At 44.9% G+C, this 21,057-nt stretch carries 18 protein-coding genes; 15 read left to right on the top strand and 3 right to left on the bottom strand.

Translation table 11 applies throughout. The annotated features are described in order from the left end of the window. Positions 1-15 precede the first annotated feature (15 nt). The gene (locus BM003_RS16060) at positions 16-792 is read right to left on the bottom strand and encodes a carbon-nitrogen family hydrolase (RefSeq protein WP_093674663.1); all 777 of its coding nucleotides are present in this window, start codon (positions 790-792) and stop codon (positions 16-18) included. 128 nt (positions 793-920) lie between these two features. On the opposite strand from BM003_RS16060, the gene BM003_RS16055 reads away from it, so the two are divergent. From BM003_RS16055 to BM003_RS15990, 14 genes are all read left to right on the top strand, one after another. Then, complete coding sequence (locus BM003_RS16055; RefSeq protein WP_093674662.1) at positions 921-2,201, top strand: ArsB/NhaD family transporter; 1,281 nt, start codon at positions 921-923, stop codon at positions 2,199-2,201. A gap of 176 nt (positions 2,202-2,377) precedes the next feature. Then, a complete protein-coding gene (gene guaA, locus BM003_RS16050; protein WP_093674661.1) occupies positions 2,378-3,919 on the top strand; it encodes a glutamine-hydrolyzing GMP synthase in 1,542 nt (513 codons plus the stop codon). Between the two features lie 410 nt (positions 3,920-4,329). Next, the gene (locus BM003_RS16045; RefSeq protein ID WP_093674660.1) at positions 4,330-4,644 is read left to right on the top strand and encodes a YdcP family protein; all 315 of its coding nucleotides are present in this window, start codon (positions 4,330-4,332) and stop codon (positions 4,642-4,644) included. 12 nt (positions 4,645-4,656) lie between these two features. Then, the gene (locus BM003_RS16040) at positions 4,657-5,025 is read left to right on the top strand and encodes a YdcP family protein (RefSeq protein ID WP_093674659.1); all 369 of its coding nucleotides are present in this window, start codon (positions 4,657-4,659) and stop codon (positions 5,023-5,025) included. A gap of 30 nt (positions 5,026-5,055) precedes the next feature. After that, positions 5,056-6,456: an FtsK/SpoIIIE domain-containing protein gene (locus BM003_RS16035; protein ID WP_093674658.1), complete on the top strand. Its 1,401-nt coding sequence runs from the start codon at positions 5,056-5,058 to the stop codon at positions 6,454-6,456. Between the two features lie 190 nt (positions 6,457-6,646). Continuing rightward, positions 6,647-7,849 carry a MobT family relaxase gene (gene mobT / locus BM003_RS16030; RefSeq protein WP_010023706.1) on the top strand — a complete coding sequence of 401 codons (1,203 nt, stop codon included), beginning with the start codon at positions 6,647-6,649 and terminating at the stop codon, positions 7,847-7,849. Between the two features lie 64 nt (positions 7,850-7,913). Then, positions 7,914-8,135: a hypothetical protein gene (locus BM003_RS16025; RefSeq protein ID WP_010023708.1), complete on the top strand. Its 222-nt coding sequence runs from the start codon at positions 7,914-7,916 to the stop codon at positions 8,133-8,135. A 186-nt stretch (positions 8,136-8,321) separates the two neighbouring features. Beyond that, positions 8,322-8,822 (top strand): antirestriction protein ArdA, encoded by a 501-nt coding sequence (locus BM003_RS16020; protein ID WP_010023710.1) that lies wholly within the window; start codon positions 8,322-8,324, stop codon positions 8,820-8,822. Positions 8,823-8,858: 36 nt separating this feature from the next. After that, positions 8,859-9,266: a conjugal transfer protein gene (locus BM003_RS16015; RefSeq protein WP_010023712.1), complete on the top strand. Its 408-nt coding sequence runs from the start codon at positions 8,859-8,861 to the stop codon at positions 9,264-9,266. Next, a complete protein-coding gene (tcpF, locus tag BM003_RS16010; RefSeq protein WP_047035263.1) occupies positions 9,235-11,685 on the top strand; it encodes a conjugal transfer ATPase TcpF in 2,451 nt (816 codons plus the stop codon). Before BM003_RS16015 ends, tcpF begins: the two co-directional genes overlap by 32 nt. Further along, positions 11,686-13,962, top strand: coding sequence for a CD3337/EF1877 family mobilome membrane protein (locus BM003_RS16005; RefSeq protein ID WP_093674657.1), 2,277 nt, complete (start codon positions 11,686-11,688; stop codon positions 13,960-13,962). Next, positions 13,959-14,966: a bifunctional lytic transglycosylase/C40 family peptidase gene (locus tag BM003_RS16000; protein WP_093674656.1), complete on the top strand. Its 1,008-nt coding sequence runs from the start codon at positions 13,959-13,961 to the stop codon at positions 14,964-14,966. Before BM003_RS16005 ends, BM003_RS16000 begins: the two co-directional genes overlap by 4 nt. A gap of 17 nt (positions 14,967-14,983) precedes the next feature. Next, on the top strand, positions 14,984-15,880 hold the full coding sequence (locus BM003_RS15995; RefSeq protein ID WP_093674655.1) for a conjugal transfer protein: 897 nt from the start codon (positions 14,984-14,986) through the stop codon (positions 15,878-15,880). Between the two features lie 673 nt (positions 15,881-16,553). Continuing rightward, positions 16,554-17,120 (top strand): YdhK family protein, encoded by a 567-nt coding sequence (locus BM003_RS15990; RefSeq protein WP_010027048.1) that lies wholly within the window; start codon positions 16,554-16,556, stop codon positions 17,118-17,120. Between the two features lie 174 nt (positions 17,121-17,294). Here the strand turns inward: BM003_RS15990 and BM003_RS15985 are convergent, their stop codons facing one another. Together BM003_RS15985 and BM003_RS15980 are read right to left on the bottom strand one after the other, a co-directional pair. Next, positions 17,295-17,534 (bottom strand): SHOCT domain-containing protein, encoded by a 240-nt coding sequence (locus tag BM003_RS15985; RefSeq protein WP_093674654.1) that lies wholly within the window; start codon positions 17,532-17,534, stop codon positions 17,295-17,297. A 60-nt stretch (positions 17,535-17,594) separates the two neighbouring features. After that, entirely contained in the window at positions 17,595-19,265 is a 1,671-nt protein-coding gene (locus BM003_RS15980) for a multicopper oxidase family protein (RefSeq protein WP_093674653.1), read from the bottom strand. A 545-nt stretch (positions 19,266-19,810) separates the two neighbouring features. Here BM003_RS15980 and BM003_RS15975 point away from each other — a divergent pair. Further along, positions 19,811-21,057, top strand: a 1,247-nt coding sequence (locus BM003_RS15975; protein ID WP_143128488.1) for a heavy metal translocating P-type ATPase, incomplete at its 3' end; no start/stop codon positions are given.

The raw sequence follows: 21,057 nt of genomic DNA, 5'->3' as shown, positions 1-21,057 counted from the left end.
AGATTCACAAATGACTCAGTTTATTGCAACGCGATGCTTGAGCTGAGGAAATTCTTCACGAATTCGATCAACACTTCCAAGATCAAACTCGGCGATGACAACCGATTCTCTCTCATCACCGGTTGCAAGCACATTGCCCCATGGATCGATGACGCGGCTGTGCCCACCGAGAACGACACCTTGGTTCGTGCCGACACAGTTGCATGAAACGAGAAAGCATTGGTTCTCAACGGCTCGTGCGGCATTAAACAACTTCCAGTGATTAAGGCGAGCGAGCGGCCATGCAGATGTAATTAAGAACATTTTGGCACCCCGGTCCAGCTCTTTGCGAAACTGCTCCGGGAAGCGCAGGTCGTAGCATGTGGCAAGACCGACTTTACCAAACTCTGTGTCAATGACAACGGGATCAGTACCGCGTGTCAGCAGGTCGCCTTCCTTAGATCCGTACGTAAACAGGTGGATTTTTCGATAGGAAGCAATCAACTTGCCTTGACGGTTGAACAGGATACTTGTGTTGTAATAATGGTTGCCGGATTTTTCAACGAAGCTACCGGCAAACAGATAGGCATTTAAGTCACGCGCTTTTTTCGCAAAATGAGAAACAAAGGAACCGTCCATTAGCGTTGCTTCTTTTGTATAGTTGTCAAAGGTATTGTAACCGGTCATCCAGATTTCAGGAAGAAGAATAAAATCATAGTCCTTTAGATTGCCCAGCTGTGCGTCAACTCGCCGCACCCGATCAGCCGCAGATTCTGTGTCGCTGATTTCAAGCTGAATCGACGCGATTTTCATAAATAATTCTCTCCTTTTGCAATCAGTGATTTGCATTGATTATCGCATACATTGCCGAAAAAATTCAATCTTCATAAATATTACGGGCACATGATTCAGCGCAAATAATAAAACAAGGGAAGATAGACATGCAGAGTGAAGCATTAATTGCCATCATCGTTTTTATCGCAGCTTATGCACTGATTATTTCGGAAAAAATTCATCGGACTATAGCTGCTATGTCCGGAGCTTCTTTGCTGCTTCTTTTTGGCGTTCTCTCTCAGGATGCGGCGATCAAACATATTGATTTTAATACAATCGGCCTTTTGACCGGCATGATGATCATCGTATCAATCACTGCACAAACCGGATTGTTTAAGTATATCTCCATTCGCTCGGCGCAATTGGTGAATGGGCAGCCATTGACGCTGCTGATCGTTTTTTCCTTAATTACAGCAATAGGCTCGGCGTTCCTCGATAATGTAACGACCGTGCTGCTTGTTGTTCCGGTGACTTTGAGCATTGCGAGACAATTGGCCATTTCACCGACACCTTTTCTGATGTCGGAGATTTTCATGGCAAATATTGGAGGCACCGCAACGATGATCGGCGATCCACCGAACATCATGATTGGGAGCGCTGTTCCTGATCTTAGTTTTATGGATTTTATCACGAATCTGGCACCGGTCGTTCTTATCATTACCGTTGCAACGCTTGCCATGCTTGCGCTCATCTATCGCCGTTCACTGCATGGAAATACGGACGCACGCGCAAAATTAGCGGCGCTCAACGCATCTGAAGCAATTAAAGATAAAGTGCTGCTTATTAAAGCTGTTTCTGTTCTGTTGCTCACAATTGCTGGATTTTTCTTGCATCAGCTTATTGGCGTGGAGACAGCGACGATTGCTCTCGCAGGAGCATTCTTTTTATTGTTGCTCTCCGGAGAACGTTATCTGGAAAAAGCTCTGGCGGGTGTTGAATGGCCAACCCTATTCTTTTTTGTCGGACTCTTTGTTCTTGTGGCGGGACTTGTGGAGACGGGGGTCATTACTGAGCTGGCGAAGAAAGCACTTGCGCTAACCGGTGGAAACCTCGTTCCGACAACTTTTCTCGTTCTTTGGATGAGTGCGATCGCTTCCTCTATTATCGACAATATTCCGTTTGTCGCTACCATGATTCCATTGATCAAGGATATGGGCGAACTAGGTGTGACCCAGCTCGAACCGTTATGGTGGAGTTTGTCGCTTGGTGCGTGCCTTGGTGGAAACGGTCTCTTAATCGGTGCCAGCGCAAATCTTGTGGTTGCAGCTCTTTCAGGACGAGGCGGCCACCGCATTACATTTCTTGGTTTTATGAAAATAGGAATACCTGTAATGCTGCTCTCGATTGTGATTTCTTCCATTTATGTCTACTTAAGGTATTTGCTTTGATGGGTTGCTGAACACCGCATTCATTGTTAAAATAGGAAAAGTGATTCATTTTGTTGAATCTTGGCGAATACTAATCCTGTAAATCGAACTGGAAGCCATTTCGGCTTCCGGCTTTTTGAATCATTAATGATATGTGTACAAAGTATTGATAAATACGGATGGGGTGGGACAGAAGGATGGGACAACCGAACAACTTGATTCTTGTTATGGACTTCGGCGGTCAGTACAATCAATTGATTGCAAGGCGAATTCGTGATTTAGGCGTGTATAGCGAGCTGTTCCCGAATACGCTGACTGCGGAGCAAATTAAAGAAAAGAATCCAAAAGGAATTATCTTCTCCGGCGGACCAAACAGTGTTTATGACGAAGGCGCACCTTTGTGCGATTCAGCTATTTTTGACCTGGACATTCCGATCCTCGGTATCTGTTATGGCTTGCAACTGATCAGCAAGCATTACGGATCGACAGTTGAACGCGCGACGCACCGTGAATACGGGAAAGCAGAGATCACGGCAAACACAGATAACGCACTCTTTAAAAGCCTGCCTGAAAAGCAAACGGTATGGATGAGCCATGGCGATCGCGTTAAGACACTTCCTGAAGGATTCAAGATTGAAGCAAGCAGTGAATCCTGTCCGGTTGCAGCGATGGCAAATGATGCGAAAAAAGTTTATGCGGTTCAATTTCATCCGGAAGTGCGCCACTCCGTGCACGGTAACGAGATCCTGAGCAACTTTGTGTTCAACATCTGCGGCGCGGAAAAAAGCTGGTCAATGGAACACTTCATTGACGAGCAGGTTGAAAAGATTCGCGCGACCGTCGGCAATCAAAAGGTCATTTGCGCGTTAAGCGGCGGTGTGGATTCTTCAGTCGCCGCTGCACTCGTGCATAAAGCAATCGGCGACCAGCTGACCTGTATCTTCGTTGATCACGGCCTGCTCCGCAAAAGCGAAGCTGAAGGCGTTGTCGATACATTCCAAAACCGTTTCCATATGAATTTCATTCATGTCGATGCCAAAAAACGCTTCTTGGATAAGCTTGAAGGCGTCAGTGATCCGGAACGCAAGCGTAAAATCATCGGCAATGAATTTATCTATTTGTTCCAAGATGAAGCCAATAAACTCGAGGATATTGCCTACCTCGTGCAAGGCACGCTCTACACGGACGTTGTCGAAAGCGGCGCCGGCGGCTCATCTCAGAACATTAAATCGCACCACAATGTCGGCGGACTGCCGGAAGACATGAAATTCAAGCTGATTGAACCGCTCAACACGCTGTTCAAAGACGAAGTCCGCGCGCTTGGTACCGAACTTGGCCTTGCAGATGACATCGTTTGGCGTCAACCGTTCCCAGGCCCTGGCCTTGGCATCCGCGTCCTCGGCGCAATCAGCGAAGACAAGCTCGAAATCGTCCGCGAGTCCGACGCAATCCTTCGTGATGAAGTCAAGAAGGCCGGTCTCGACCGCGACATCTGGCAATACTTCACCGTGTTGCCGAACATCCAAAGCGTTGGCGTCATGGGCGACGGCCGTACCTATGATCACTGCATCGCGATCCGTGCCGTAACGTCGATCGACGGCATGACCTCCGACTGGGCACGCATCCCATGGGATGTGCTCGAGAAGATCTCAACCCGAATCGTCAACGAAGTCGAACACGTCAACCGTATCGTGTATGACATTACCTCCAAGCCACCGGCAACGATTGAGTGGGAATAAAGTAGATACCTCGTTTGGTATCGAAACGTTGATTTAACAGCATTTTTGGCAAAGGTAAAATGGATAAAAACATTTAAATTGATAAGGATCTCCGCCAAAATTCCGCCAAGGATCGGAGTCAGAGAACCGTATCAGTTCAAGGTTCGGAAGGTATATTTTGAAGAATATGCCTTCTTTTTTTGTCTTATTTTCCGCCAAGTCATTCTGTTTCGAAAGGTACCCTTACTGTGCTACGAATTTTAATCAATCCTGTGCTGAGATGAGAAATCATTTCAGCCTTTTTATTTCAAGTTTTTGGTGTTGGAAGGGATGTGCTTTCACCAGAGCATCTCGCTCTTTTCCCGACAAAATTTAAGCTTGAATCAGCGTATTAATCAAAACAAAATTATTTACAGAAAGGAAAATGATTTATGGAACTGAAACACATTATTCCAAACGTTGAAAAGACATTTGGAAACCTCGAATATGCTGGAGAAGGCAATGTAGAACAGCGCCGGGTTAATGGTCGCACGATGATCCTTTCCCGCAGCTACAATTTGTATTCCGACATCCAGCGAGCGGACGATATCGTTTTGGTGTTACCACCGGAAGCGGGTGAAAAGCATTTTGAAGTAGAAGACAAGGTGAAATTGATCAATCCTCGAATTACCGCAGAGGGTTATAAAATTGGTGCTCGTGGTTTTACAAATTATATTCTGCATGCAGACGATATGGTGAAAGCATAAGGAGGGCAAAAAATGAGATTAGCTGAAGGCATTGTGATTGATAAGGACAAGACATTTGGTGCGCTGAAATTCTCCGCACTCCGCCGTGAAGTGCGCGTGAATAATGAGGACGGCACAGTCAGTGATGAAATTAAAGAACGGACTTATGACCTTAAATCCCGTGGACAAGGACGCATGATACAGGTCAGTATTCCGGCTGCCGTCCCGTTAAAAGAGTTTGACTATAATGCCGAAGTGGAACTGATCAACCCGGTAGCGGATACAGTAGCGACTGCCACATTTTTGGGAGCGGATGTGGACTGGTATATCAAGGCCGAGGACATAGCGCTGAAAAATAAACAAGCCGTCCCCCATCCGCAGCCACAAACTAAAGGAAAGTAATGCCATTTCATTTTCCGGAAAGGATCATTTATGAAACATTTCATCTATAAAGGAAAAAGGATTCGAGCGGGTGATCAACATCTTGTCTTTCGATTTGCTGCTACCTCACTCGTTCTTGTTTTCCTATTCGTGTTGCTGGCCTTTCATGGGAAGCGGCTCATGCTAATGGACTGGAAGAAGGTACGACTTTTGCATGAAGGCAGCTTGCAGTTTGCTATCACGCCCTATCTCATGTTCAGTGTCAGTGTAGCTGCAGGAATAAGCATGCTTGTGGCCGGCCTTTATTACCACTTTCATCGAGATAGAGTGAAACAGCTCGTGCACCGCCAAAAGCTAGCCAAAATGATCCTAGAAAATAAATGGTATGAATCCGAACAGGTGCAACATGACGGGCTCTTTAAAGACCTACCATCCGGCAGGCAAAAGGAGAGAATCCGCCATTTCCCAAAGATGTATTACCGGCTCAAAGATGGACTGATTCACATCCACGTAGAAATTACGTTGGGTAAATATCAGGATCAGCTCCTGCACTTGGAAAAGAAGCTGGAAAGTGGCTTGTACTGTGAACTGGTGGACAAAGAGCTCAAGGATTCTTATCTAGAATATACCCTGCTCTATGATACGATTGCGAATCGTATTTCCATTGAAGAAGTCACTGCTAAAGACGGGCGCTTAAAGCTGATGAAGTCTGTTTATTGGGAGTATGATAAGTTACCTCATATGCTCATTGCTGGGGGAACAGGCGGAGGAAAAACCTACTTCATCTTCTCACTCATTGAAGCCTTAGCGCGCACAAACGCCATGCTTTATGTCCTTGACCCAAAAAATTCGGATCTTGCTGATCTTTCTGAAGTCATGCCGAATGTCCATCATCAGAAAGAAGACATGATGGCCTGTCTGAACCAGTTTTATGACAGTATGATGGAACGCAGTGAAGCCATGAAACAGATGACTGGCTACAAGACCGGAGAGAACTATGCTTATCTGGGATTGCCCGCTCACTTCCTCATCTTTGATGAATACGTGGCGTTCATGGAAATGCTTGGGAAAGAGAGTTCTGTTGTTTTAACCAAGTTGAAACGGATCGTCATGCTTGGGAGACAGGCCGGGTACTTCCTGATCCTTGCCTGCCAGCGTCCAGACGCTAAATTTTTAGGCGATGGGATTCGTGACCAATTCAACTTCCGTGTGGCCTTGGGACGCATGTCGGAAATGGGCTACAGCATGATGTTTGGTGAGGTGGAAAAGGATTTTTTCCTAAAACAAATCAAAGGGCGAGGTTATGTGGATACAGGGACAAGTGTCATCTCAGAGTTTTATACCCCTTTAGTCCCTAAAGGACACAATTTTATAAAAGAGATTGGAACACTGATAAGAAGCAGGCAGGACGGACAGGCGGCGTGCGAAGCGAAAGCCGAAGGGACGGACTAGCCTGCTGCTGGTGTGGCGTCAGCCACGCCAGCGATTTAGCCCCCCGTATCTAACAGGGGGGCACAAATACAATAAAAAACAGTTTCAAAATCCAGTAAACACCCTATTCTGTCTAGGTTTCTGGAATTTTTGGAGGATGTCAACTATGCCCCTTTCAGTTGACATCCTCTTTTTGATTGGAGGGTAATCATTGAGCGAAAATGATTTATGGGTACAACATCTGAAGGAAAAGCGGCTTTCATACGGCCTTTCACAAAATCGCCTGGCGGTTGTTGCCGGAATGACCAGACAGTATCTCAACGATATTGAAAACAGCAGGGCTTCCCCATCGGATGACATCAAAACGGCGTTACTAAAAGCATTGGAACGGCTCAATCCCGATGCACCACTTGAGATGCTGTTTGACTATGTGCGGATACGATTCCCAACCACGGATGTGAAGCATGTCATTGAAGACATTCTGCTTTTGAAAATGAACTACATGCTTCATGAAGACTATGGCTTCTATTCCTACACGGAACATTACGCTTTGGGAGATATTTTTGTGATGGTCTCTCCTGATGAACAAAAAGGTGTGCTGCTGGAACTGAAAGGACGAGGCTGCCGCCAGTTTGAGGGATTCCTTTTAGCCCAACACCGAAGCTGGACCGACTTTTTCATGGATGCCATCTGCGAGGGCGGTGTATTCAAGAGGCTGGACTTAGCGATCAATGACAAGGCAGACATTTTGGATATTCCGCAGCTGACGGAAAAATGCCGACATGAAGAATGTATTTCTGTGTTTCGCAGCTTTAAAAGTTACCGTAGCGGCGAGCTCATCCGCCGAGAGGAAAAGGAAGCCATGGGGCACACGCTCTATATCGGTTCTCTAAAAAGTGAAATCTATTTCTGCCTTTATGAAAAGGACTACGAGCAGTATGCAAAGAGTGACATCCCTATCGACGAAGCCGAAGTCAAAAACCGATTTGAAATCCGCCTGAAAAACGAACGTGCCGATCACGCCATCCTTGACCTGATGGCTTACCACGATGCGGAGCGTACGGCTTTTTCCATCATCAACCGTTACCTGCGTTTTGTGGACAAAGTGGAAAATAAGCGACGCAGCACATGGAAAATGAACGAAAACTGGGCCTGGTTTATCGGAAAAAACCGGGAGAAATTGAAATTAACCACCCAACCGGAGCCGTATTCTTTTGACCGGACCTTAGGCTGGTTACAGCGACAGGTGGCCCCGACATTAAAAGTGGCGCTTTGGCTCGACCAGATCAAAGATACTACCGTCATTGATGACATGATCCGGCATGCCAAGCTCACGAAACGCCACGAAAAAATAGTCCAGCAGCAGGCCGATGCTGCCGAACAGATGGTCACGAATCATCATCGGCAAAAATGATCTTTAAACAATGCATCAACGAAATTTTAATCACAAATTGGATGTATAAAAGGAGAAATCGCTCATGAATTTTGGACGGAATTTATACACTTGGTTTTTAAATAATGCTCAGTCTCTCGTCTTGATGGCGATTGTGGTCATCGGGCTTTATCTCGGTTTTAAACGGGAATTTTCCAAGCTGATTGGTTTTCTAGTGATTGCTTTGATTGCCGTGGGATTAGTCTTCAATGCGGCAGGTGTCAAAGATGTCTTACTGAATCTGTTTAACAGAGTCGTGGGTGCGTAACTTTAACACCTGTTCTTTTGGCATGTATAAGGGCTTTTCTTATGCATGCCAAAAAACAGGTACGTCAAACGGTAGTGCGACAGGGAAATGCACTTTTATCTAAATAAATTTAATGGGTAGCCATTGCGCAGTCGAAAACCACTGCTTTTTTTGTATCTATTTTTAGGAAAAGGAAGTGATATATAGATGGAAATGAAAGTCTATATAGCCAATCTTGGCAAGTACAATGAGGGCGAATTAGTCGGTGCATGGTTCACTCCACCCGTTGACTTTGAGGAGGTCAAGGAGCGTATCGGATTGAATCATGAATATGAAGAATATGCCATCCACGATTACGAATTGCCCTTTGATATTGATGAATACACGCCCATTGAGGAAATCAACCGTCTGTGTTCTCTAGCGAAGGAATTAGAAGGAACACCGATTGAGGAGGAAATGAGAGAAATCCAGAACGCCTTTTTTGGCAGTTTTGAAGAAATGGTGGAGCATAAGGATGACATCATCTGTTATCCCGATTGTGATGATATGGAGAATGTGGCCCGTTACCTATTGGAAGAGTCAGGTACCCTTGGTGAAGTCCCTTCTCATTTGCAAAACTATATTGACTATGAAGCTTATGGACGGGATTTGGAGTTGGAAGGAAATTTTCTCGTCACTTCCCACGGTGTTTTTGAATACGTCAGTTAACTAAAAAGTCTCTTAAACAGAAAGGAATAGTGACAGATGAAAAAAATCAGAAGCTATACTAGCATCTGGAACGTGGAGAAGGTGATCTACGCCATCAATGACTTCCAACTACCCTTTCCGGTCACTTTTACGCAAATGGCTTGGTTTGTCTGCTCGCTCTTGCTGGTGGTGCTCTTTGCGAACGTGCCACCGTTGTCTTTCATTCATGGCGTCCTGCTGAAATATGTGGGTCTTCCGGTTGGCTTCACGTGGTTCATGTCACAGAAGACCTTTGATGGGAAAAAGCCCTATGGCTTTCTGAAATCCGTATTTTCCTATATGCTCCGTCCCAAAGTCACCTATGCTGGAAAGTCTGTGAAGCTGAAAAAAGAGACCGTCGGTGGAGCGATTACCGCCGTGAGGAGGGAACGTTATGCTGTATCCGATCAAGTACATCGAAAATAACCTCGTTTTTAATCACGACGGGGAATGTTTCGCCTATTATGAACTGATTCCCTACAACTACTCCTTTCTGAGTCCAGAAGAAAAATACCAGGTGCATGAGCATTTTCGTCAGTTGGTCGCCCAGAGCCGTGACGGGAAAATTCATGCCTTGCAGATTGCTACAGAATCAAGTATTCGGGCCACGCAGGAGCGAAGCAAGAAAGAAATCTCTGGAAGATTGAGAGACATTGCTTGCCGGAAAATTGATGAACAGACTGAAGCGTTAGTCGGAATGATTGGTGAAAACCAAATCGACTATCGCTTTTTTATTGGCTTCAAACTGCTTTTAAACGAACAGGAAGTCAGCCTTAAGGTGATCAGTGAATCCATTCTGATGACCTTTTCTGATTTCCTTTACGAGGTCAATCACAAACTGATGGGCGATTTCGTCAGCATGAGTACGAAAGAGATTAACCGGTTTATGAAAATGGAACACCTGCTGGAAAGCAAGATTTCCCGCAGATTCAAAGTTCGCAGGCTGGATAAAGATGACTTTGGCTATCTGATTGAACATCTTTATGGGAAGACGGGTTCGCCCTATGAGGAATATGCCTACCATTTACCGGCAAAGAAACTGAAGCAGGAAATGCTGGTGAAGCGGTATGACCTCATCAAGCCGACTCGCTGCCTTGTCGAGGAAAACCAGAGATATTTGAAAATCGAGCAGGAAGACCAGACGACTTATGTTTCCTATTTCACGATCAATTCGATTGTACGAGAGCTGGACTTCCCCTCCTCAGAAATTTTTTACTATCAGCAACAACAATTTACGTTTCCAATTGATACATCGATGAATGTGGACATTGTCACGAATAAGAAAGCCTTAACGACGGTTCGAAACAAGAAAAAAGAATTGAAAGACTTAGATAACCATGCCTGGCAGTCTAATAATGAGTCAGGTAACGACGTGATGGAAGCCCTGGATAGTGTCAGCGAGCTGGAAGCGAATCTCGACCAGACCAAAGAAGCGATGTATAAGCTCAGTTACGTGATACGGGTAGCAGCGCCGGATCTGGACGAATTGAAGCGTCGATGTAACGAAGTCATGGACTTCTACGACGATTTAAGCATTAAACTGGTGCGACCGTTCGGAGACATGATCGGGCTGCACGGTGAGTTCCTTCCTGCCAGCAAGCGGTATATGAATGATTATATCCAGTATGTGACCAGTGACTTTCTTGCAAGCTTGGGCTTTGGGGCCGCGCAGATGCTTGGGGAACCAGAGGGGATCTATATCGGCTATAATCTGGACACCGGGCGTAACGTTTACTTAAAGCCGAGCCTTGCAGCACAAGGCGTGAAAGGGTCTGTCACTAATGCACTTGCAGCGGCTTTTCTTGGTTCCCTTGGCGGCGGAAAATCCTTCTCGAACAACTTACTCGTCTATTATGCCGTCCTCTACGGGGGACAGGCGGTGATCTTAGATCCCAAATCCGAGCGTGGTGGGTGGAAGGAAACGCTACCGGAAATTGCCGAGGAAATTAACATCATCAATCTGACCAGAGAGGAACGCAACAAGGGCTTACTTGACCCTTATGTGATTATGAAACAGACGAAGGACGCAGAGAGCCTCGCCATCGACATCCTTACCTTTCTCACAGGCATTTCCAGTCGGGATGGTGAGAAGTTCCCAACGCTTCGTAAGGCGATCCGTCGGGTGACGCAAAGCGACCGACAAGGGCTTTTGTGCGTCATTGACGAGCTATACAAGGAGGGCACCTCCGTTGCGAGCAGCATGGCTGACCATATCGACAGCATTAAGGACAGTAACCTGGGACACTTGTTGTTCTCTGATGGCATGACCGTTCAGTCGATTAGCCTGGATAAGCAGCTGAACATCATCCAAGTGGCGGACTTGGTGCTTCCAGATGCTGAAACCGAATTTAAGGAATACACGACTGTGGAACTTTTAAGTGTGGCGATTTTAATTGTCATCAGCACCTTTGCCCTTGATTTCATTCACTCCAACCGCAGCGTGTTTAAAATGGTGGACTTGGATGAAGCCTGGAGCTTTTTGCAGGTGGCACAGGGGAAGACCCTTTCCAACAAGCTGGTGCGGGCTGGTCGCGCCATGAATGCCGGTGTTTATTTCGTAACCCAGAACGCAGATGATTTACTGGATGAGAAGATGAAAAACAATATCGGTCTGAAATTTGCATTTCGTTCGACGGATATACACGAAATCAAGAAGACACTGGAATTCTTCGGCGTGGACAAGGAGGATGAACAAAACCAGAAACGATTACGTGAACTTGAAAATGGCCAGTGCCTTATCTCTGACTTGTATGGCCGTGTAGGTGTCATCCAGATTCATCCGGTCTTTGAGGAACTGCTCCATGCCTTTGACACCCGTCCACCGGTCAGAAAAGAGGTGACCTAAATGCACCTGAAAAAGAGACGTAAAATTTTCATGGCTGTTCTTTTGGTCACGGTTGGATCGCTGCTTTTCTTCGCACTGCTTGGAACGATTGCCCATGCGGCCGGTCTTGTCGATGATACGGTCAGTGCTCAGAATGCTTACTCTAAATATCCTTTGGGCAATTACCAGCTCGATTTCTATGTGGATAATTCATGGGACTGGCTGCCGTGGAATTGGACCGATGGTATTGGCAAACAGGTCATGTATGGACTCTACGCCATCACGAATTTTATCTGGACGCTCTCCCTCTACCTGTCCAATGCGACAGGGTATCTCGTACAGGAAGCCTATTCCTTAGATTTCGTTTCCAAGACTGCAAACGCGATTGGAAAAAACATGCAAACATTGGCAGGTATTTCGCCCAGCGGCTTTCATAGTTCTGGCTTTTATCCAGGGTTCCTGCTGATTTTTATTTTAATCCTCGGGATCTATGTGGCCTATGTGGGGCTGATCAAGCGAGAGACCACCAAAGTGATTCACGCCGTGATGAACTTTTTGGTGGTTTTTCTTCTGTCCGCTTCCTTTATTGCCTATGCCCCAGACTATATCGGCAAAATCAATGGATTTTCGGCGGACATCAGCAAGGCTAGTCTGTCGCTGGGGACAAAAATGGTGATGCCACACTCGGGAAGTCATGGTCAGGACAGCGCAGCCCTCATCCGGGATAACTTGTTTTCGATACAAGTGCAGCAGCCCTGGCTGCTTCTACAGTATGGCAATTCTGATATGACTAAAATCGGACAGAAACGGGTGGAAAAGCTGCTGTCCGCAGATCCGGACGCAAACAACGGCGCAGACCGGGAAGCGGTTGTTAAAGAGGAAATTGAAAAAGAAGGCAATAAGAACCTGACACTCACCAAGACGACCCCACGTTTGGGGATGGTGTTCTTCCTGTTTCTATTCAATATCGGGATTTCCATCTTCGTGTTTCTACTTTCGGGGATCATGATTTTCTCGCAGATCTTGTTCATCATCTATGCCCTCTTCCTGCCCATCAGTTTTCTGCTTTCCATGATCCCGGGCTTTAATGGCATGGGCAAACAGGCCATCATGAAGCTTTTCAATGTCATCATGACACGGGCAGGCATTACGCTAATTGTCACGATTGCCTTTTCCATTTCCACCATGCTTTACGCCCTATCCGGAGAATTCCCGTTTTTCCTGATTGCCTTTTTACAGATTGTGACTTTTGCGGGTATTTACGCCAAACTGGGTGACCTTATGGGTCTATTCCACTTGCAGGCGAGTGATTCTCAGCAGATGGGAAGCCCAATCCTGCAACGGCCTTATCGGTTCTTACATCGCGAGACGCGGCGATGGAAGCGGAAAATGGGTCGCTTTTTTACGGCCGGAGCAACCGGTGCGGCAGCTGGCCCTGGGGCAAGGGCAAAAGCTTCGAGGTCCGGAGCTTCCCAACGGACGCAAACCCGCAGCCAACGTCCAACACAAGGATCAAAGAAATCCCAGCTTGAGCCTCGTACGGGTCGGTCAGCGGGTGCGGGCAAAGAGACAATAAAGCGAAGCACGGACAACCCAAATCCAAGAAAGAAGCAAACAGCGGCTTTACCTTTGAATACCCGCCAAGTCTTGATTCATGGGAAGACAGAAAAGCACGACACGATGACAAAAAAGACAGAGGACGCCAAAAGTCGTACAGTGCAAAAAATCGCGGACAAAAAACAGAACCGTGAAAAGAACCAAATGCAGCAGCGTCCGACGATTGCGCAACGCCGACTGGAATTTAACCGGACCCGTCAACAAAAGGCAACCGAACAGGATTTCGTTGAACGGCCTAAAACCAAATTAACAAAAGATAAACCAGCCAAGAAGCAAAAAACGGCAAGGCCTCATTCGGCACCTGCACGGTCTGTAATGCCTGATTCCACGCTGAAGACAAACAAAAGGACGATAAACTCAATCCACTCATTCAAGGATCAGGCGAAAAAAAGCCAAGCAAAAAATACCGAGCTCAATCGTCCGGTCGTCCAGATGCCAGATTCTACAGTACGCCAAGATCTCACCAAGCAGGATCTTAACAGGAGAAGCCCAGTTGCGACGCAGAAAGAGCACGCACCGACTCATCCAAACGCAACGCGACAACCGTTTACACCAAAAAAGAGCCGACAACTGGCCCCGATGATCAAAAAACAAGAGGCAACCCTCAGGCATAATCGGACAGAAACGGGTCAACAGACAAGGCAACGCGTGACTCGTAGGCAGAGAGGAAGCCAAAAATGAGATTAAACGTTTGGCTAATCTTCGGTGCCGTCTTCGCTATGCTGATTTCCCTACTAATTTTTGTCGCTGTTTTCATTTCAAATGAAGAGGATGGAGATGGCAGCAGCAATGGGATCGATCTTGCAGGCGCTAATCTGTCACAGGAAGTACTGGCCCACCAGCCAATGGTGGAAAAGTATGCCAAGAAATATCAAATCGAGCGCTATGTCGGTGATTTGCTTGCCATCATGCAGGTGGAAAGCGGAGGTCGTGGCACAGATGTCATGCAGTCGATGGCCTCGACCGGACAACCTCAGCATTCCTTTACTGTGGAGAAGTCGATTCAGCAAGGGTGCAAATATTTTGCGGCTTTACTACAGTCTTCTAGGAAAAAAGGAGGCGACATCAATACCGTGATTCAGTCTTACAACTATGGAGGGAATTTCATCGATTACGTGGCGAGTCACGGTAAAAAATACACCTTTGAACTTGCGGAGAACTTTGCGAAAGAAAAATCCGATGGGGAAAAAGTTTCTTACACAAACCCGATTGCATTGAAGAAAAATAGTGGCTGGCGATACCGTTACGGGAATATGTTCTATGTCGCTTTGGTTTCGCAATATTTGACCGTGGCACATTTCGACAATGCCACCGTTCAGGCAATCATGAACGAAGCCTTGAAATATAAAGGCTGGCGCTATGTGTTTGGGGGAGACAATCCCAACACGTCCTTTGATTGTAGTGGATTGACGCAATGGAGCTTTGGAAAAGCGGGCATTAGACTGCCTCGGACAGCTCAGGAACAGTATGACGTCACGCAGCATCTTCCGCTATCGGAAGCGAAACCGGGAGATTTGGTTTTTTTTCACGATACCTATAATGCAGCTACTTATATCACACACGTCGGTATTTATGTCGGTAACAATCGCATGTATCAAGCTGGTGATCCGATTGGGTATGCCGATCTTACAACCTCATACTGGCAGAAACACCTAGTCAGCGCTGGTCGGATCAAAAACAAATAGAAAGGAAGATTTAAGCTATGAAAATAAGAAAAAAAGAAAAGCAGCTCAAGTCCCCAAAGGTCCACGTGATGAAAGTCGGAATCCACAGAAAATGGGTCATTTTTCTGTGGATTCTGCTGATAAGCAGTGTTGCTTTTGGCATCTACAAAAATTTTACCGCCATCAATAGGCACACGGTTCATGAAACAAAAGTGATTGAAAAACAAGTGATAGATATCAACCCGATCGAAAATTTCATCAAAAACTTTGCCAAAGTCTATTATTCATGGAAAAACAACCAGAATGTAATCGACCAACGGACAGAAGCTCTCAAAGGGTATCTGACTAAAGAATTACAGGATTTAAACATCGACACCATTCGCAGGGACATTCCTACCTCTTCTTCAGTTAACGACGTGGAAATCTGGAAGGTAAGGCAAATCGATGAACACGAGTATGCCGTCATTTTTTCCGTTGATCAGCTGATAACGGAGGGCCACACAAAAAAGGCGGTGAATGCCTCTTATGAGGTGGGAGTCTATATGGATAAAGCCGGAAACATGGTCATCGTCAGAAATCCCACCATTTGCGAGATTCCTGTGAAGTCAGGTTATGAGCCAAAAGCAGTAGAAAATGATGGTACGGTGAATGGAGGTACGACAGAAGAAATCAACGTATTTTTAAAAACGTTCTTTAAACTATATCCTACTGCAAGTAAAGAAGAACTGTCCTACTATGTCAAAGACAATGTGCTGAAACCGATTGGCAAGGACTATGTCTTTTCAGAGATGATCAATCCGGTGTATCGGAAAGTGGGCAATCAAGTGCAGGTTTCAGTATCCGTGAAGTATCTCGATCAGCAAACAAAGGCGACGCAGATTTCACAGCTTGATTTGACTCTGCAAAAAGATAAAAATTGGATGATTGTTAAATAAAAAATATTTCGGTTAGTTCAAAGAAGTTAAGCCATTTATCTCAGAAAAGCTAAAAATATCAGTAGAAGTATTGGATGAAAAAAAGAAGTTTAGCTTCTTGATTACTTTTTTCAATAAGTGCCTAATATTAACCCACCGGCTGCCAGTAGGTTTTTTCAGGACTCGGTGAAATATTCTCATACAGTCTTAATGGTTCAACTTCGTAGCATTATAAAAGAAGAGTTTATTCGGGCTGTCTTTTTGTCTTGACAGGAAAAATACGAGGGGAAACGAGAGAATGCATTTTTCTTTCGGGCTTTTTTTCTTTTTTTAGGTGGACTAAAGTATCTCTTAAAATCATTGCCAAAGGTACTGTTTTCAATTTCAGTAACCACTTTAGTAATGCTTTTTTTATGGTACAAAATGCTTTAAGGCGTTCATCATTGATAAACTAGGTATGATAAACTGATTCCGCATCTCGTATGTATTGTATTCTTCAATGATTTTATCTAGCTCTTTACTAGCCAACTGGCATACCTCCGTAGGAACTCTATAACCTTATTATAACGTAAGTACAAGCCTTGGAAGGGGAGACATCGCAGTTCCCAAATCTGACAGGGCATACGATTTATTTTCATCTTAAAGGGTATATTACCTGATGTGATTAATTTTATTGTGTCAGGAGTGATCAGCTTTGGCAATAAAAAAATTCTGCGTATCCTTTTTTTTATTAGTTCTTGTTGTAGCGTTAACTGGGTGTAGCACAAACCAGGGAACAAATGACAGTTCAAGCTCCATGAGCCATGATATGAATAGAGATCATGATCAGCACGCTATGTCGGATCGCGATGTTCCACAGGGCCTTGTGGCAACAATGAATCCTGAATTTAAAAAGGGGAGTAAAGTGACGCTGAAAACAGATCATATGTCCGGTATGATGAATGCTAAAGGAACGGTTGCCGGAGTTTATACTACTAATGTGTATACTGTTACTTATCATCCAACTAACGGTGGGAAAGTGGTTAGAAATCATAAGTGGGTTATCCAGCAAGAGTTACAGACTCACAACAAAGGACTTCTCAAAACGGGGACAAAGGTTAAGCTAAACGCCAGCCATATGCCAGGGATGATGGGCGCAGAAGCAACAATTGACAGTGCTAAGCAAACGAATATTTATATGGTCAATTATACCGATACTAAGACTGGAAAAGTGATAAAAAACCATAAATGGGTGACTGAAGATGAATTGATATCTCGATAATTTATCTATATTTTGATCATTATTCGTTCTTTCCTCTCCTTTTATTCAAGGTATACCGATGCTCATTTTGCAGATTTTAATTTTTCTATGAATTAGTAGCTATTCATGCAAAAAAGTGAGGGGGAAAGTCATATTGACTTTCCCCCTCACACTTATTTAAGACCTATCACATGTTCAGTCATCCAAAATCTTTTTCATTTTTTTGTATTCATCCTCTGTGATTTCACCTTGGGCAAATCGTTCTTTTAAAATCACGTACCCTTGTTTATTGGTGTCTGAATGATGATTCAATTTTTTAATTAGGGTAACTACTAGATAGATCACGGCAATAAACAGTGATAGTTGCACAAGCCATCCGATAAAACCCATACCTAAACCAAAACCACTCATCATACCACCATTCCATCCCATCATATCTACCACCACCTCTGAGACTATTGTAACATGATCGTTTAGCCTCTATTTTAAGAATACTTACTCTGGTTTATTGTTACTCGAAGAACTTGGAACATAACTTGAATGGAAATCTGTATACTGGACCTCGGTTATCATCCCTGCGTTCGCGTGATGCAGATCGTGGCAGTGAAACAGCCAGTTACCCGGATTATCGGACAGGAAGGCAACCTCATAAGTTTCACCCGGTTTTACATTCAACGTATCTTTGTAAATGGGGGAACCGCTGACCGGTTTACCATTTTTGCTCAAAACCTGGAAAAAGTGGCCATGGAGATGCATTGGATGGTTATTCATATGATCACGATTGACCAGCTTGACCTTCACGCGATCACCCGTTTTAACCTTAATCGGATCTGTATTTGGGAAGGTTTTCCCATTGATCGTATAGATCATCCCATTATTGTTCATACCTGCATTAAGGTTCATGGTATAGGTGACGTCGTATTTTTGATTCAGCGTAAACTCAGGTTTTGTTTTAGACCCGTAGTCAGCAAAGTTTATAGCCGGCAATTGTGTGCTTGCATTAGGTTGATCGGTTGTAGCCTTGCTACCTTCATAGTCAATTAAGGCCTTCATCCCGTTCGTACCCTTTGCTGTTCCATGATCTTCGATATACCATTTTCCCGGATTGTCCGCAGTAAAGGCTACATCATATCGTTCACCTGGTGCGATGGAAATGACCTGGTTTTTAACGGCCTGCGGATTGTTTATAGGCTGACCATCAGTTGCAATTACTTTAATGTTGTGACCATGGATATGAATGTTATGCGGGAGGTAGCCGGCATTAATGAAACGCAGCCGAACATTATCCCCTTTATTGACCGTCAGAGGTTTAACCAGACTGCCGCTTTTTCCATTAATCGTGTACAAGTCGTACATGCTCATATTATCGGCCATCATATTCCCGGGCATATTCATGCCGTTGCTGTTTCCGCTATCTGAACTGCTGTTGTCCATATTATCCATATTCATTCCACTACTGCCACCACTATTTGAGCTGCCTTGATCTGAATCGCCCATATCCATGCCGGGCATGCTGCCCATTCCGGAATCTCCGTTGTTCTTATTGCTTTGACCCGCAGGTGTCATCGCTTTAATCTGACTGTTGATCTGATTTTTATCGGTCATCCATTCGTCCAGCATTAGGGTGTAATCCTTATCATATTTTTCTTTAGGATCTTCAACAATGAAGGCCCCATATAACCCTCGGTCCACCTGATTCACTGAATCCTGGTGAGAGTGATACCAATAAGTGCCTGTTTTGTCAGCAACGAACTCATAAGTGAAGCTCTTTCCTGGGGCTACAGCGTTTTGTGTGACACCTGGGATACCGTCCATTTTATTAGGAACTGGATAACCGTGCCAGTGAATCGAAACGGGTGCAGAAAGCTCATTCTTTAAGGTGACACGCACTTTCTGGCCTTTTTGTACATGAATTTCCGGTCCGGGTGCTGATCCGTTAAACGTCCAAACTGGGACAGTAACGCCGTTGCTCAATTTTTGTGTCCCTTTTTCGGCAACAAGCGTAATATTTGGCCCTCTCAATATTTTGGGTGATTCTGAAGCAGCCGATTCGCTGCTCGCAGCCTGCTTGTTGGCTGTTTTGTTGCTATTTTCTGTAGTCGCAGAGCACGCAGTAATGATGAGTAGTGTGAAAATTGCCAGTGCGACGAAAAGAAACTTTTTCATGGATACACTCTCCTTATCTCGTTTCCACAAGTGTATCGAACAAATGTGGAGAAACTGTGAAGATTTATAAATACTCAATAAAAATAAAGTTTAAATCAATGTATCTAGAGATCGTAATGATCAAGAAATCTATAGCTATTAAATGTTAAATATAAAAGGCAGAGATCGTATCATTCCTTAGAACTTAGGGAATAAGGAAACCTGATGTTTCTCTGATTTTCCATTTCTATTCGTGCTTGTTCGCAAATGATTTCAAAAAAGATATGATATTTTTCATACCCTAACAAAAACTACACATCTGTTTATTAGAATAAATGAGACCAAGGGATAAGCAGTGCCTTCATTTAATTACGAAAAGCCCCACGACTAGGTATAACAGATCGCTCAATTTATCATTTGACACGTATACCCCCCATGGGTATAATAAAGCTGAAAGAAGATGGCAGGAGCTGCTAACCTGAATCTTTAGTTGGAATAAATACAAATCATTTATTCTGGGGGTTCACATTGACTTCTGGATGAACGGATATAAGGGGATGAAATGGATGAGTTCAAAGGCAATGCAGATTGGGATTACAGGGATGACCTGTGCTTCCTGCTCGACAAGGATTGAAAAATCGCTCAATAAGATGGATGGCGTCGAAGCGAATGTCAACCTCGCATTGGAAAAAGCGAAGGTGACCATCCATGAGGAAAAAGCAAAACCCACGGACATTGTACAAAAGATTGAAAAGCTGGGTTACGGCGTGCGAACGCAAAGGTTGGATACGGATATTCTTGGTATGACCTGTGCCTCTTGTGCCGCGCGTATTGAAAAGGGATTGAGCCGTATGGCAGGTGTAGTATCAGCCCAGGTTAATCTAGCGACTGAGTCTGGAACTGTGATCTTTCAGCCCGGGATCACCGAACCTACTGCGATTTATGATCAAGTCAAGAAACTCGGTTACAAGGCTGTCCCGAAACAAGAACAGGCGACGGACGCAAAAGAGAAGGAGCTCAGAAGAAAGCTTCAGAAACTAATCTTGTCCACTGTTCTTTCGCTACCACTGCTTTACACAATGATTGCACACTTGCCCTTTAATACAGGCCTTCCGATCCCTCACTTGCTGATGAATCCATGGTTCCAGCTTGTCGTAGCTGGTATTGTGCAGTTCTACATTGGCGGCCAGTTTTATGTCAGTGGAACAAAAGCTCTATTAAATAAGAGTGCCAATATGGATGTTTTGGTTGCGCTGGGTACGAGTGCTGCTTACTTTTACAGTGCGTTCGAGACCTTCCGTTATCAATTCGGCGGACTCGCCAATCCTGAGTTGTATTTTGAAACGAGTGCGATTTTAATTACACTTGTTCTTCTGGGAAAATATTTTGAATCACGTGCAAAGCGGCGGACGACTGCAGCGATTACTGAACTGATGGGGCTTCAGGCAAAAGAGGCAACCATCATTGAGGAGGGGAAGGAACGAAAGGTACCGATCGATCAGGTTGCTGTTGGTGATTTGTTACGTGTCAAACCTGGAGAAAAAATACCTGTAGATGGTATCGTTGTCAACGGCCGTTCTTCTGTTGACGAATCAATGATTACTGGTGAATCCATCCCTGTCGAAAAAGGAAAAGATGACAAAGTCATCGGGGCAACGGTGAATGCAAATGGAACGCTGACCATGAAGGCTGAAAAAGTAGGGAAAGATACGGCACTTGCCGGGATTGTCAAGATTGTTGAGGAAGCCCAGGGATCAAAAGCACCGATCCAGCGGCTCGCTGACAGTATCTCGGGTATCTTTGTCCCGATTGT

The sequence above is a fragment of the Sporolactobacillus nakayamae genome, assembly GCF_900113325.1.
Classification (GTDB): domain Bacteria; phylum Bacillota; class Bacilli; order Bacillales; family Sporolactobacillaceae; genus Sporolactobacillus; species Sporolactobacillus nakayamae.
This window is presented reverse-complemented; position numbering and strand designations above follow the sequence as displayed.